The following is a 13,602-nucleotide window of genomic DNA, read 5'->3' as shown; positions in this document are numbered from 1 at the left end:
CGTGGAACCCGCTACTCGAAGAGCATCGGGTTCCCCCAAGCCAGCTCGGGGAGCTTGTTCGACTGCCCGCCGGCGGCCAGTACGCCCGCCAGCAGCGGACTCGCGGTGGTTCCCGGCCTGTAGGCGACGAGCTTGAGCCGCAGCACGTTGACGACGTCGTGGCGCATCCACGCCGGCCGTCCCATCCGGACCTCGACCTGGCCCTGCGGGACACCGTCGAGGAAGACCTGGAAACAGCCGCTCTGGTCGGCGTCGGCGGCGTCGTCGAGCACCCCGGCGACGGCCTCGAAGCCCGTGTAGCGGCGGCCGAGGTTGTATTCGACCACCGCGCGCGGTTCGTGCGCGAAGAGGGAGGGCCGGTAAACGATGCTGTCGCCCCGGTGCATCCCGTCGATCTCCGCGCCGGTCATGCGGACGTCCGAACTGCAGGCGGCCGGGCGTAGCGCAGAGGTCAGCAGGGCCGCCTTCGGTGAGCTGGGTCGGGACCGCGCGCCCACGAACGTGCCGATTTCGGGCAGTGCGAAGCGAGCCACCCCGGTGAACGCGACCAGCAGTTCCGCGACACCGTCCATCGTGAACTCTTCGATCTCGTACCGCGTGGTGGAGTGCGCGTTGAGAAAGGCCGGGATTTCCTCGACGCGGCGGCCCGGCAGCACGACGGGCAGGATCCGCCGGGTGGCCCGGGGCAGGTCCTGGGTGATGTTGTCGCGGATCATCGCGGCTTCGAACTGCGCACCGCGCCCCAGGTGCGGCACTTCGGTGCCTTCCGCGCGCCGCTTGTAGTCGGGTGAGGCGATCACCAGCACGAAGTCCGCTTCGGTGAGCTGCTCGACAGCCCAGAGCGACCAGTCCCGGCGGCCGTCGTCGGCCCATTGGTCGAGCCGGACATCGATCCCCACCTCGGCGCGCAGGAACGTCGCGAATTCACGAACGAGGTCGCGGTGCCGTTCGTCGTCGTGGGAATAGGTGACGAAGACCCTGGGCGGTTTTCCCGCACCCGGTGTGGTTGTTTCTTGCTGCTCCCTCGTCATGACGTTTCCCTCGAGGCGACGGCTGGTTACGCCGATTGAACCTCAGGACCCGGATCGGGAAGGCCGATCCGGCGCACATTCCGCGTTCTGTCCAGGGATTGTCCAGAACCGACGCCGAGGCATCGGACGAGCTTTTCCGGCCTCCCCGGGCGCGAGGGGGCTTCAGCCTTCGAGGACCTCCCGGAGCTTCCGCGCGAAGGCCTCGGGCTGACCGGCATAGCCGAACTCACCGCCGAGGAAACCGCCGTGGTGACTGGGGAAGACCGTGGCCTCCTGGCCGAGGCGTTCGGCCGTGGCGAGCGCGGCACGTCCGGTCATCACGTCCACGGACTCTTCGCCCACCGCGATCACGATCCGGGTCGGCGCCGCGTTCAGCGCGTCGACGTCCAGCTGGTACGCCGTGACCGCCAGCGAGCGCTCGGTCAGCAACGGGTCGTCGCGGCGGCCGTCGTCCTCGGCCGGCATGCCGAACCGGGCCGGGTCCGCCGCGGGCAGGGCGAAGTAGTCGTCGGTGAACTCGCCCTTCCACGAGGTCATCGTGATGAAAGCGGCCATGCCGGCACCGAAGCCCCGCGCCTGGTACGCATCCCGGACGGCCTTCGCGGCCCGCTCGGCCGCGGCGGCGTCCGGCAGCACCCCGACGAGCGGCGGTTCGTGGGCGACGAGGGTGCTGACATCCCCCGGGTGGGCGGTGACGAGCGCGAGTGCGGCGACGGCGCCCCCGCTGCTCCCGAACACCTCGACCGCGCCGGCGCCGAGCGCCTGGATGACGCCGTGGATGTCCCCCGCCTGCGTGGCGGGCACGTGGTCTTCCCGGCCGTCCTTGCGGACGCTGCGCCCCAGCCCGCGCGGGTCGTAGGTGACGACGGTCCGGTCGGGGAAGTACGAGGCCAGCGTGCCGAACCCGGCGGCGTCCATGGGTTGCCCGACCATGAGCAGGGGTGGCCGCGGGCTGTCGGCCGGCGCGGGCCCGTGCACGTCGTAGACGATGTCGGCCTCGGGCGTTTCCAGTACGTGGGTGGTGGTCATGGGCTCCTCCCCGGTTCGGGACTCGGGGGAAGCGTAGACCGGGGTACCGACTGTTCCGGCGTTCCACGGAAGCGGAACAGGTGGTCGCGCGCCGTGGTGTCGATCCACGTCGGCGGGACTTATGAGGTCCCGCTGGTTGCCGAACCGCGCGCGGGTGGCGAAATCGTGCGTTCACCGTGCCGAGCGTGGTGGAGGGGGGAGTCGAACCCCCTGTGTCACAAGGACGTCCGGGTTACGGCCGGCTGGAGCTCCACAGCTCCGTCTCCACCGCTGCCCGGCCGGGTCGACACCCCGGCCGGGGCGCACTCGCGTCGGCCGCACTGATTGCGGCCGAGACGAGCGCGGGAAAAAAGTCTGCTCTCCCTGGAAAGTTTCCAAGAAAAAAGCCGCCCGGACCGGTTTCCCGATGGGCGGCTCCCGTGGCATGACGACGGCACTACGTCACGAGAGGGAGCCCTCGAAGATTGTGTTCCCGCAGATACGTCACGCCAGCTCCTCGGTCCGGTTCGCCGGAAAACATCATCGCCCACCCCGTCGAGCGGAGTCAACGAGTTAATGCACCGGGGCCGCGGTTCAGCTCGTTCCCCGCCCGCGGTTCTTCGCGACGTTCCGGATCTTCTTCGTACGGCCGGACTCGGCGAGCAGCGCCGGAACTCGGCGGGGTCGGTCATCTTCGCCGCGATCCTGTCGACGAGCGCGACCACCGCCGTCCTGGCCGTCATCTCGTCGGGGTCGCGGACGAGCGCGGCCACGAGCGCCCGATCCCCTTCGCGGCTCTCGGAAGCAGCGGCCACTTCGACCACGCGCTGGTAGGCGGACGATCGCACGTGCTCGTCCGCGACGGCCTCGTCGACGAAACCGGCGTCCGCGAGCAGGACGGTCAGATCCGGGCGCAACACGGTCATTCGGCCTTCGCCTCGCGCTCCTCCGCCTGATTACGCCGGCCGAGCTTCCTGATCTCCGTCTGGTAGCCCCCTGCCACGAGGGGGCTTCCCGTCTGAGCCGCCAAGGGGGCTCGAACCCCTGACCTTCTGTTTACAAGTCCGCCCGAAAACGATGGCGACAGGTGTCACCCGAGGTCACACTCTGCCAATAAGTGCAGGTCAACCGACCCCTTCATCGCGATCGGGTGCCACGCGGTACCGCACAGTGTCGCGCACTGATCCAGCAACGGAGCCCCATCGGAGACGCGCCGGCCAGCACCTGGCAGGCCATCATCCGATGGGTCACCGTCGCCCCCTCGCGATCGTCACGTGAGCCTCTACGGAGGGTAGCGCTTCATCACGGTCAGAGACAGTGTGCCGGCAATCCCCGGTCGGCATTCGTTGTCCGTCTCGCCGGGCGGCCCAGCGCCAAGCGGCTTGGGCGTGCGGTTTCTCGGTCCAGCACAAGCTGCCGATCACCCCGTTCGGCAGGCAGCGACGCTGCGGCGCTCGGCGATCCGTCTTCTCATCACCGGTCGTGGGATCCGGTCGCGGCCCACGATCGCGCTGTCGGAGCAGGTTCTTACCAGCGAAACCGGCACACCGTCCGCGGGTGGGCGAGCCACTTCACCGCCAACTTGCCGTCTGGCCAGTAGCCGATCAGTTACGCTGCCCTCGAGGCTGGCTACACTGCGACGAAACGTGGTTGCTGCAGGTAGCGGTGCTCAGATGCGTGTCGGGAGCGTGGGGAGGCGATGCCGACGTGGTGTTCAACGCGGACGTGATGCGGCGCCAGGCCGACGAGCTGGACGCCGAGCTCGAACAGGTCCGGTTCACCGGCCAGTCCCGCGACGGCGCGGTGACCGCGGTCGTCAGCGGGCACGGCCGCCTGATCGACCTGAGAATCAGCGCGGCGGTGATGCGCGGAGCGCACCCGCAGACTGTGGGTCCCGACGTGGTGGAGGCGGTGTCGGCCGCCCGCCGCGCCGCCGCCGGCCCCGCTCTCGCGAAGATGCGCGCCGTCCTGGACAAAGACCAGGTATGGCAGCCCCAATCCGCCGGGGCCCGTCCGGACCAGCCCGCGCCCGCGGGCGATTACCCGCCACCGGCGGTGTCCCCGGCTGCCGAACGGCGGCCGCGGGAGGAGGTCGGCGAAGAGGATTTCGGCGAGCTGGACTTCTTGACCGACGACGACAGCGACGACGAGGACCGGGGGCGCTGGTGAACTACCAGGACGAGCTCTACCACTTGGCGCGCGAGATCGACGCCGCCGCGACGGCGGTCGCGCAGACCGCCCAGCAGATCGAGCACCAGCCGCTGCAGGTGCCGCTACCGGGTGATCTGGGGTCGATTACCGTGTCCGGCGCCGGCGAGCTCACCGCCGTCACCCTCGACGGCACCGTGCTGCACCAATACTCCGCCGACGCCCTCTCCCGCACCCTGCTGCGAGCCATCCAGGACGCCGAGACCCAGGCCGAACGCCGCCGCGTCGACACCATCGCCGCGGCTGTCACCGAAACGGGGCTGGCATGACCTTCGACCCCCACGACATCACCGGCCGCGGCTACCGCGTCTACCCCGAATCCCTGCGCAAAGCCGCCGACGACGTCACCACCGCCGCCGAGCTCGTCACCACGTTCGCTCAGCAGGACCTGGCCGGGACACTGCTCGGCGAGTTCGATCTCGGGCTGCCCGGGACACTGACGACGATCATGCCCAACAGAAACGGCGCGGGAACCGTCGAGCAGTACAACCGGGCCATCGAGACCATCCGCGGGATCTCGAGCAAAAACGCAGAGACACTGCACCAGCTGGCCCACGCTCTGCAGACCGCTGCCTCCTACTACGAACAGCAGGATGCCGCCGAGTACGAGCGGCTCAAGAAGCTCGAAGGAGGCCTCCCGTGAGCGCCTTTCCCCCGTCATGGTCGACCGCCCCGCCGACACCGGTCACACCGCCGCAGGCCGAGATGCCTTACCCCACCGACGCCGACGCAAAGATCCGATACTGGGCCGACTTCATCGGTGCACACGGCATCATCACCTTGCTGGACAAGCTTCGAGTCTTCATCGCCGGCGACATCGGCAAGGTCCTCCACCTCGCCGACACGTTCGCCACCGAAACGGCCCTCACCAAAGCGGCTGAGCAGCTCAACGCCGCCCAGCTGACCCTGGCGAAGGCCTGGCACGGCGACGCCGCCGACCAGTTCAACGCCTACGCCGGCAAGGCCGTGACCACCCTGGGCCAGAACCAGAGCTCGATGATCAGCCTGACCAGCACCATGTCCTCGGTTGCCGAGACGATCATCGACACCTACAAGAACCTGCTCATGACCATCGGCAAATGCGCGATCAACCTCGCCCAGCTCGGCGGGAAGATCGGCATCGCCGTCGTGGAATCGGCTGCCCTGCCCCCGCTGGCCATCATCGAGTTCAAAGACGTCGCCGACGCGATCAACTCCGCGTTCGCGACATTCTGGAACGACTGCCTGACCTTGCTCGGCGGGCTGATGACCAATATCGGCAAACTGGTCGGCAACCGCATCCAGTTGACCACGATCGAAGCCAGCTTCGCCAGGCTGCCCGACGTCGGGGACAGCAACGAGGTCATCGACGACCCGGGTCGCTGGCGGGTCAAGCCAGGAGCGACTCACTCATGACAGGTCGCCGGACTTTCTGTGTTGTCGTCGCCGTGCTGGGTCTGGGGCTGGGTGCCGGCTGCTCTCCCGGTGGGTCGCCGGCTCCGGCTGGGCCGTCGGTGTCGATTCCGCCGATCCCCGGGATCGGGATGAGCGGGGCCGGGCGGTTCCGCGCCGATCCGTGCGCCGCGGTCACCGTCGAGCAGCTCACCGCTATCGGCTTCTCCGGCGGCGAACGCCGCCGCGACGGGAACCGATGCGTCACCACGTTCGGTGCCGTCGCCAGCGTCAGCACCGCGAAGCGAGGTGACAGCCTGCGCATCCTGTATCAAGAGCATGCCTTGGGCCACGACACCGGCAATCACTGGGAGCCGATCACCGTCGAAACCATCTATCCCGCGGTCATCGTCTCCGTCGAGGAGAACGTCCCCAGCAAGCAGACCGAGGGCCCGCTCGGCTGCACACTCGCACTCGCCGCCGACGACACCACCCTTGTCTACATCAACGCCGCCACCGCTGACGAGCCCGAAGCCGGCCCTTGGCAGCACGACCCGTGCGGCGCCGCGAAAAAGGTCGCCGCCCTCACTGTCAACAATCTGACTGCGTAAACGCGCCGCGCTTTCCTCTGCCTGTTTCCCGGCTCGACCGACCGGGATTCCCCAAGCGCCGGCTGATTTCCATCCAGCCACGGAGGGCGGGGCGGCCGGGCGGAGATCGCACGGCTCAAGACCAACGCTCTCTACTGCTGGGTAAGGCTGCCAAGACGCGCGCTCATGCCGAAGAGCGAACTTCATCGCGATGATGATCTCAGCGGCCGCTAACCCAGTGTGAGTCCGTCGGCGTCCGACACCTGGAACGTCCTGGATACGCTCAGCCTAGCAGGTTCGGACTTTCTGCTGTTGTCCTATCACCCAAGAGCTTCAATCTAAGGCTTCAAATCTTGTTCGTTTTCTTCCACGTCACCTTCAGGCGAGTCCATTGTCGACGAAGTCTCAAAGACGGTCGCAAGCATCTCCAAAGCCATCGACGGATTCTTTTGGATCTCAGGATAGCGCTGCCGTCACCAATTCGGCTTCAAGGAGCTATAGATCCGAGGCTTTGGAAGAAGTTCAGAGAAGCCTGCATCCGCGCCCCAGCCTGCGTCTGAACCGTCAGCCCGGCCACGGCTCGTAGAGATCATCGCCAACCTCCGGGACCGCGTCCAGGAAACCCAACTCAACGGCTGGCTCGGCGAGATCGCCGGCCTGCAGACCAATCTCAACGAAGCTTCCCGGAAGTTGATCAGCCTCGTCCGAACTCGTGACCGTGGTCCGGCTGACCCTGTCGACCTGGGCGTACCGGTTATCTTCGACTCGCCGGGGTGCACAGCTGAGCACGTAGGCCGTCGGGCCCCGCAGAGCCGCGCCTTCATTGGACGATGAGGATACTCGGGCGAAAGGTGCGAGTCGACGTCCTGTCATTCCGACGAGCGAACGGTGCGCCTGGATTCGCGGGCCACATCCAGGTCGTGTGAGACTGGCATCGTGGGGAGGGCCGACACGACGAGCAGATCGAGGATGCCCGCGGGACAAGACGCCCTGCGTCAAGAACTCGCCGATCCGCACGCGTGGCTCAAGGTTGCATCCGGTAAGGCGATCGTAGCCAAGGGCACAGGCGGATAATGGTTTGTACGGGATGAGAAACTCTCGTCCGTGTTGACGGTACGTATGAACGATGTCGCAGCCAGCGCGCTCAAGGCGAGCGGGACCGGTGCTGTCATGCCACCGGCCGAGCTCGCGCCCATGCTGCGCGAAACTCTCCGTGAAGGCATCGTTCGGCGCGGCGAGGTCCTGCTGTTCGCGGGATATTCTGGTTGGGCTGACGAACCTCCGGGTAGGTTTCCGGACCTGACGGGCTGGGAGTGCTTTGTCAGTAGCCTCCATCTTGACGATGCAGTGCCGGTCAAGGTCAGATCGTCGCCGGATGGTGAGCCGGTGATCTCCGAGGAAGACCAAGCGTTGATGCTTCGGCACGGGCTTGGCTTCGCATTGGAAGTGGTCCGGCTCGTGAACGGGCTGGACAAGCCGGTGGCAGTGCGCTGCATCGTTGGCACGAACACCACGAACGGGACGTTCCGGTTCCATCGGGCGAGGCCGGGCGAGTCGTGGCTGACCGCTGACCTTGATTCCTACTCTCATGAATGGCCCAGCCACAAGCTGATCGTGGTCGATAATGGGCCAGCCAGCCTCGGCGGCACGCCATGGTGACAGCTGCGGCGCCGGCGCTGCCGAAATCTCATTGCGACTGAAGCAGACACCCACGTGGCCTGCCGCCGCCGACAACCGTTCACCGCGATGGCTAGCCCGAACAACGCCATGCCCGCCACCGGGCAGGATGGCAGATGTCGTGCCACAGCCGCCGGTTCGCGACAAGTTGCACGCCGCAGCGGCAGCTGAGGCTAGCGGTGACCGCATCGAGGCGATGGGCTTGCTGGCGGAGGCGTTCGACGAACTGTTCAACCCGCATCACCACGCCTACGTCGACCCGTCACCGCTGAGGTTCGGGGAGAACCTGACGTCGATTGCCCGCCTTCACGGCGGGGACACCGCTGCAGTTCTGTACTGGCTGAGAGGCGACTCGAAAGGCGGCGGCTACGAAGACCCACGCGGCCTGGCAACTCAGCTCGACGCGACCATCGAATTCGCGGCCACAGCACAGACAGCGCTACGCGTCATGGCGCTGGGCATCGACTTCCCCCGCTACCTGCGGTTCGACAACCTGACGCCGTCGATCGATGGAACCTACGGCGATCCATTGGCTCGGTCTTACCCCGACGGCTACGCGCCCACCGGGGAGCACTTCAGTTACTGCCAGGGATTTGTCATCGAGGTCGCCCTGCGAATGGCCGAGGTCAAAACATATCTGGTCTAGATGCGCTGGCCGCGATGAGGTGGCCAAACGCCTGATCCAGCAACCATGCAGCAGGGTGAGGGCGGTTAGCCCGGTTGGGAACCGTGGGTATCGTGGCTGCTTCTGACCTGTGGGTGGAAACCCATCAAGGCCCGTCCGGGCCGATCAGATCGTGCACGTCGACACGGCGAAACCGTTGATGAGCGTCAACACTGCGATCGTCCCGAGCAACATCGAGAAACTGGGCGAGGATCGGTGGTTCGCCGAAACTCACTGGTAAGGCATCTACGGCGGTGACGACGGGCAGAAAGGCCACCGCGGTAGCCTTGGTGCAGGAGATCGCTCTGCGCAGCCGCGACGGCATTCCCGGACTCATCCAGGTGAACTCGGACACGGGCATCGTAGCCTTTGCGTCGTTCGAGTAAGCAGCGGCCCGCCCGCGATGCCGGGTAGGCGCGACTACGCGTGAACGGGGAGCAGGGGCGTCACACCTGTGCTGACCCGTCCCGTGCGTGTGCGGGCCTGAACGACCGGCGTGAACGGTCGATAACCGGCTCGGCGCAGGTCTTCGCAGCCGAGCACCACTACTGCTTGGTAGTTTGCACGGACACGCGCCGGGCATGCTCGATCGCGACCGCCGAAAGGTCGATCCCGACGCCCCGGCAACCGCAGCGCCGCGGCGGCTTGCGGGCTCACCTGGATGGACAACGACGTCGTTTCGAGCGTCATGCCGTCGCGTGGTGGCTGCGTCGAGCGCCGTTACGAACCTCGGCGGCCTTCGCCGCCACGTCGACGGCTTCACATCGAGCGCCGCTCACCTTCACGGTTTCGCCCCACTTAGGAACGACGTCATCGGTCGCGGTCGCCCGTATCCTTCAACGCACAGAGAATCGGATGCCATCGCCAATAACTCAACGTAACATCACTCATCAGCAGTCTTCGAACTCGTAGATTCCCAGACGCTCCAGTTTCCCACACAACGCATCCCAAGACGGAGCCTCGAGGCGCTCCACCGCGCCCCTTACCGCCTTCAATATCCGAGAGATGTCCGGCGACTCGACAATTACCAGCGGACGACCGAAAACAACCCCCTCCGACGCGACACGTCGCTCCAGTGCACGGGGCGTGCAGACAATCAGCTCGAGAGACTCCTCACCCTCTGAGTCGCTTGGCCCGACTAGCACTTGGAGAAGAAAGGAGAAGTCGGCTGGTTCCTCTGGCCGGAAGTCGTCGAGGTCGATGTCCGGACTGATGAAGTGACGAACGACAGCCCTCATGGCATGTCGATGATGTCGAGGTGAGCATTGGCTTGCCACTCCTTCTCGGGGATATTTCGCCATGAGAAGTTTGCCTGATAACCCGGGCCGCCGAACTTGGCAGGACGACGCGGCTTGAATGAAGGAGGCCGATACTGCCGAAGCTTATTTGCGCTAATCATGATTTTCCCGTCACTGGCAAAAGTATACCCTGGCCCCACCCAGGCTTCCCCCATTCTAGCAGCTTCTTCTTGGGTAGCAATTCCCATACCAGTGTAACCCTTGTGGCGGGCAGCGTCGCTGAGCATTCGCCCCATCTCCATCTCTCGTTCGAGAGAGGGACCGGCCAATCCTCCTGCTTGTTCAGCCAGCCGGCCGTCCATCACGTAGGATTCTCGCGCCAGGCTCTGAGCTTCGCCGAGTTCGGCGACGACCTTGGCCTCCGCGGCATCGAGCAGGCCCTTGCCCGCGGCCGCGGCGTCGACCACACCCGCGAGTTCGGCCGCTCCTGCGGATTCACCGAGTTCGGTACCCGCACCCCCCAAGATGCCTGCCAGTTCGCATTCCGGACACGCCAGAACACTCAGCAGATTGAGAAGCAAGGCGAGACCCGAGCCATCGCCGGACGTCACGTAGTTCGTGAAACCGTCTCGGAGGTCGGCCATGAAGTTGGGGCTGAGGAGGTTGTTCGGGTCCAAGCACCGACCGAGGTTGGGGTCACCCTGAGGAATGTGCTGCCTGCAGATGTCCTGTAGGTGGGTGATCACCCGTTCCTGATCGGCTTTGGTGCCGTTGAACAGCAGCACACAGTCCTGGTTGCTGAGCAGGTTGACTGCCTCGGGGTCCCGTGCGTTGTCGTCGCAGTCTGCCTTTCGCTGCTGAACGGCCTTTTGCTTTTCGGCCTCGGCTTTGGTGACGACGCCTTGCCAGGCGTCCTGCGCCGCCAGGGCGGCGTCATGGGCGTCCAAGCCAGCTTGGACCGCAGTGTCGTAGGCCTTCTTCGCCGAGGAGGCGGCATCCTGAGCGAATCCGGCAGCATCGTGCGCGGAGCGTTGCGCCCAGGCTGCGGAGCGGCTGGCCTTATCGGCGGAGGCGACCGCGGACGCCGCAGCAGCACTGGCGGTGTTGGCCGACGCCTGCGCCTGCTGGGCCGAGACCGCAGCCCGATCCGCAGCGGCTTGGGCCTGGTTGGCATATTCACTGGCCTGGGTGGCAGCAGCCGCGGCTTGGTCGGCGTAGCCCTGGGCTTCCTGGGCGGCGTTGCGCGCCCGGGCGGCGGTGGCTTGGGCCTCGTTGGCGTCGTGTGTGGCGGTCGCAGCCGCGCTTGCCGCCTGGGCCAGCAGAGCGTCGATCGCGGCGTTGTGCGCGGCCGTGTTCTGGTCGCGCCGCGCCGCGGAGTACTGCCCAACGGTCAAGAACTCGCGCACCAGGATCGGCGGCCCGTCCAGCGCGGCCTGCGCGCCAGCCATGACTTCGCGCGCGCCGGCGGCGCGGGCGGCCGACATGACCTGGTTGACCTTGACATTGTCGTCCGTGCTGAGGGCGGTGTACTGGCCGGTGTCCAGGAATGCCCGCAGTGCTTGGTCGCTGTTCGCGTCCAGCGCGTGCTGGGCCTGCTGCACCACCACTGTCCGCCCGGACGCGCGGGCAGCCGACATGATCTGGTTGACCTGTATCGAGTCGTCCTGCTCCCGGCCGGGGTAGTCCCGGCTGCGCAAGAAGTCCCGTACCGCAGTGTCCGACCCGGCCAGCGCCGTGTCCGCCGCAGTCTTGAACGCCGGGGTGCCGGCGTCACGGAGCTCGCCGAGGATGACCCGGTCGTCCTGGCCGGCGGCCGCGGCCAGGCCGGTGGTGATGAAGTCGACGACCTCGTCGTCGGTCGCCGAGAGCGCCGCGGTCGCGGCGGTCTTCGTCCAGGACCCGCCCTTGTCTGCCAGCGTGAGCGCGACCTTGCGCGCATCGCTCACCACTGTTGCGCGCTCGGTCCCGGGCGCTGTCGCCTCACCGATCAGCCGATTGGTTTCGCTGTCCCAGGTGCTGACCTGGTCCAGGTCCCAGCGCAGCGGCACCTGCCGGTTCACGTAGACGGACAACGCCGCTTTGGCGGCGTCATCGGCGGTCTGCCCAGTCAGGGTGATCCGGTCGTCGTCGGCCTTACGCGCGGCTTGGGCGATCTGCGTCGCCTGGTTCGCCGCAGTGACCGCCGCGTTCGCTGCCGCCGTCGCCGCGTTCGCGTGCGCCGTGGCTTGCGCCGCCGCATCCGCGGCCTGACCGGCATGGACGAACGCGTCTTCCGCCGCCCCCGCCGCGTTTGTCGCATCGGTCGCGGCCGCGGCCGCGAGGTCAGCTGCCTGCCCGGCGGCATCAGAGGCCTGGTGCGCCCATGCCTGGCTCGCGTTCGCCGCAGCCGTCGCGCGATCAGCTTGTGTCCGGGCGGTCGCAGCGGCGGCCTTCGCCTGCCGGGCGTCCGCGCCCGCGGCCCCTGCTGCGTCCGCCGCGTCGGCCGCAGCAAAAGCCGCGGTACGGGACTGCGTCGCGGCGTCCTTGGCCGCCGATCCCGCAGCTTCGGCCTGCTGTGAAGCGGTCTTGGCAGACTTCGCCGCATCCGCCGCCGTGGCCGCGCTCACCGCCGCAGCCCGCGCGGTCTGCGCGGCGACCTTCGCATCGTTGGCCTTGGTGCCGTCACCGATCGCCGCCGCGGCCGCATCATACGCCCGCGAGGCGGCTCGACCGGCCTGCGACGCCGCGCCCGCCGCCCGCGCCGCCGCCACCGCCGCCGTGTGTGCCGCGTTCGAAGCCGCGTTCGCCGCGCCGATCGCCTGCCGCGCGGTGAACGCCGCCTGATCCGCCGCGTATGCCGCTCGGTTCGCCGCGTCAGTGGCCTGACCCGCATGACCCTGCGCCGAGGTCGCCGCGTCCTTGGCCGCCTGCGCCGCCGCCTGCGCCGCCGCCGCCTCGACCACCGCCCGGTCCGACTCCTGCTTCGCCGCCTGTGTCTCGGTCGCCGCCTGCGCCGACGCCGCCTGCGCCGTGGACACCAGCTGCGTGATCGACGCAGTTTCGGCGTCCCGCGCCTGCGCGACCGGCAGATCGATGCCGAGGAACTGGTTCAGCGCGTCGAGGGTGCCCGCGTTCAGCGCCTGCTGCGCGGCTTTCCGCACCTCGGGTCCGCCGCCGGACATCGCCTGGTTGACCTTCACGGTCTGGTCGGTCTCAAACGAGATCTGCCACCCGGAATCCAGGAAGTTTTGCAACGCCTCTGGCGTGCCCGCGTTCAGCGCCTGCTGCGCCACTTTCTTCAGCTGCGGGCCACCAGCCGACATCACCTGGTTGACCCGAACATCGAGGTCGGTGCCGTGTGGCGTCTCCCATCCGGCGTCCAGGAACGCCTTCAACGCGTCGTCGGTCCCCGCGTTCAACGCCTGCTGTGCCGCACTACGGGTGGCCGGGCCCCCGGCAGACATCAGCTGGTTGACCTGAATGTCCCGGTCGACTGCCGCGTCGGGATCCTTCTGCGTAGTCAAGAATCGCGCCACGTCCGCGTCGGTACCTGCCAACGCCAGCGCCGCGTCGCGGCGGGTGACAGGGCCACCGAATCGCCACAGCAGCGCTACCTTCGCACGATCCGAACCCACGCCCGCCGCCGCAGCGATCCGAGCGCTCTCCATGTGCGTGGGCGCCGCAGCAGCGGACCGCGGAGCGGTGAGCATGCCGGCGGCCACCGTCGCCGTCAATACCAGAATCAGGACAGCACGAAATCTGAGACCTGCCGCAAGCACGTGGAGTCCCCCTCATTTGGCCCACAAGAAGGAAACGGCCGACAACCGGAATATTCC

At 67.3% G+C, this 13,602-nt stretch carries 12 protein-coding genes and 1 tRNA gene; 7 read left to right on the top strand and 6 right to left on the bottom strand.

Features of this window, described 5'->3' with window-relative positions; translation table 11 throughout:
* Positions 1–11: 11 nt before the first annotated feature.
* The 3 genes from QRX60_RS15235 to QRX60_RS15225 all read right to left on the bottom strand — a co-directional run bounded on the left by QRX60_RS15235 (position 12) and on the right by QRX60_RS15225 (position 2,329).
* Positions 12–1,031 carry an SEFIR domain-containing protein gene (locus QRX60_RS15235; protein ID WP_286001423.1) on the bottom strand — a complete coding sequence of 340 codons (1,020 nt, stop codon included), beginning with the start codon at positions 1,029–1,031 and terminating at the stop codon, positions 12–14.
* A 162-nt stretch (positions 1,032–1,193) separates the two neighbouring features.
* Positions 1,194–2,060, bottom strand: a complete 867-nt coding sequence (locus QRX60_RS15230; RefSeq protein WP_286001422.1) for an alpha/beta fold hydrolase — start codon at positions 2,058–2,060, stop codon at positions 1,194–1,196.
* 186 nt (positions 2,061–2,246) lie between these two features.
* Positions 2,247–2,329 (bottom strand) — tRNA-Tyr (locus tag QRX60_RS15225).
* 1,417 nt (positions 2,330–3,746) lie between these two features.
* Between QRX60_RS15225 and QRX60_RS15220 the strand changes: the two genes are divergently transcribed.
* The 7 genes from QRX60_RS15220 to QRX60_RS15190 all read left to right on the top strand — a co-directional run bounded on the left by QRX60_RS15220 (position 3,747) and on the right by QRX60_RS15190 (position 8,531).
* The gene (locus QRX60_RS15220) at positions 3,747–4,208 is read left to right on the top strand and encodes a YbaB/EbfC family nucleoid-associated protein (protein WP_286001421.1); all 462 of its coding nucleotides are present in this window, start codon (positions 3,747–3,749) and stop codon (positions 4,206–4,208) included.
* The gene (locus tag QRX60_RS15215) at positions 4,205–4,516 is read left to right on the top strand and encodes a YbaB/EbfC family nucleoid-associated protein (RefSeq protein WP_286001420.1); all 312 of its coding nucleotides are present in this window, start codon (positions 4,205–4,207) and stop codon (positions 4,514–4,516) included. The genes QRX60_RS15220 and QRX60_RS15215 overlap by 4 nt, the downstream gene beginning before the upstream one ends.
* The gene (locus QRX60_RS15210; protein WP_286001419.1) at positions 4,513–4,890 is read left to right on the top strand and encodes a hypothetical protein; all 378 of its coding nucleotides are present in this window, start codon (positions 4,513–4,515) and stop codon (positions 4,888–4,890) included. Before QRX60_RS15215 ends, QRX60_RS15210 begins: the two co-directional genes overlap by 4 nt.
* Positions 4,887–5,642, top strand: coding sequence for a WXG100 family type VII secretion target (locus QRX60_RS15205; RefSeq protein ID WP_286001418.1), 756 nt, complete (start codon positions 4,887–4,889; stop codon positions 5,640–5,642). The genes QRX60_RS15210 and QRX60_RS15205 overlap by 4 nt, the downstream gene beginning before the upstream one ends.
* Positions 5,639–6,229 (top strand): DUF3558 family protein, encoded by a 591-nt coding sequence (locus QRX60_RS15200; protein ID WP_286001417.1) that lies wholly within the window; start codon positions 5,639–5,641, stop codon positions 6,227–6,229. Before QRX60_RS15205 ends, QRX60_RS15200 begins: the two co-directional genes overlap by 4 nt.
* 1,083 nt (positions 6,230–7,312) lie before the next feature.
* Positions 7,313–7,867: a hypothetical protein gene (locus tag QRX60_RS15195; protein ID WP_286001416.1), complete on the top strand. Its 555-nt coding sequence runs from the start codon at positions 7,313–7,315 to the stop codon at positions 7,865–7,867.
* A gap of 127 nt (positions 7,868–7,994) precedes the next feature.
* Positions 7,995–8,531 carry a hypothetical protein gene (locus tag QRX60_RS15190; protein WP_286001415.1) on the top strand — a complete coding sequence of 179 codons (537 nt, stop codon included), beginning with the start codon at positions 7,995–7,997 and terminating at the stop codon, positions 8,529–8,531.
* 124 nt (positions 8,532–8,655) lie between these two features.
* Here the strand turns inward: QRX60_RS15190 and QRX60_RS15185 are convergent, their stop codons facing one another.
* The 3 genes from QRX60_RS15185 to QRX60_RS15175 all read right to left on the bottom strand — a co-directional run bounded on the left by QRX60_RS15185 (position 8,656) and on the right by QRX60_RS15175 (position 13,545).
* Positions 8,656–8,904: a hypothetical protein gene (locus QRX60_RS15185; RefSeq protein WP_286001414.1), complete on the bottom strand. Its 249-nt coding sequence runs from the start codon at positions 8,902–8,904 to the stop codon at positions 8,656–8,658.
* 535 nt (positions 8,905–9,439) lie between these two features.
* Positions 9,440–9,787 (bottom strand): Imm8 family immunity protein, encoded by a 348-nt coding sequence (locus QRX60_RS15180; RefSeq protein WP_286001413.1) that lies wholly within the window; start codon positions 9,785–9,787, stop codon positions 9,440–9,442.
* The gene (locus QRX60_RS15175; RefSeq protein WP_286001412.1) at positions 9,784–13,545 is read right to left on the bottom strand and encodes an ALF repeat-containing protein; all 3,762 of its coding nucleotides are present in this window, start codon (positions 13,543–13,545) and stop codon (positions 9,784–9,786) included. Before QRX60_RS15175 ends, QRX60_RS15180 begins: the two co-directional genes overlap by 4 nt.
* Positions 13,546–13,602 lie beyond the last annotated feature (57 nt).

The organism is Amycolatopsis mongoliensis (assembly GCF_030285665.1).
Taxonomy (GTDB): Bacteria; Actinomycetota; Actinomycetes; order Mycobacteriales; family Pseudonocardiaceae; genus Amycolatopsis; species Amycolatopsis mongoliensis.
The sequence above is the reverse complement of the archived record's forward strand: the minus strand, read 5'-3'. Positions and strand labels throughout refer to the sequence as shown.

Bases quoted from the DNA above. Each gene is read 5' to 3' on its own strand.
- QRX60_RS15180 (WP_286001413.1), bottom strand. From the start codon at position 9,787: ATGAGGGCTGTCGTTCGTCACTTCATCAGTCCGGACATCGACCTCGAC.
- QRX60_RS15210 (WP_286001419.1), top strand. From the start codon at position 4,513: ATGACCTTCGACCCCCACGACATCACCGGCCGCGGCTACCGCGTCTAC.
- QRX60_RS15230 (WP_286001422.1), bottom strand. From the start codon at position 2,060: ATGACCACCACCCACGTACTGGAAACGCCCGAGGCCGACATCGTCTAC.
- QRX60_RS15200 (WP_286001417.1), top strand. From the start codon at position 5,639: ATGACAGGTCGCCGGACTTTCTGTGTTGTCGTCGCCGTGCTGGGTCTG.
- QRX60_RS15190 (WP_286001415.1), top strand. From the start codon at position 7,995: ATGGCAGATGTCGTGCCACAGCCGCCGGTTCGCGACAAGTTGCACGCC.
- QRX60_RS15235 (WP_286001423.1), bottom strand. From the start codon at position 1,031: ATGACGAGGGAGCAGCAAGAAACAACCACACCGGGTGCGGGAAAACCG.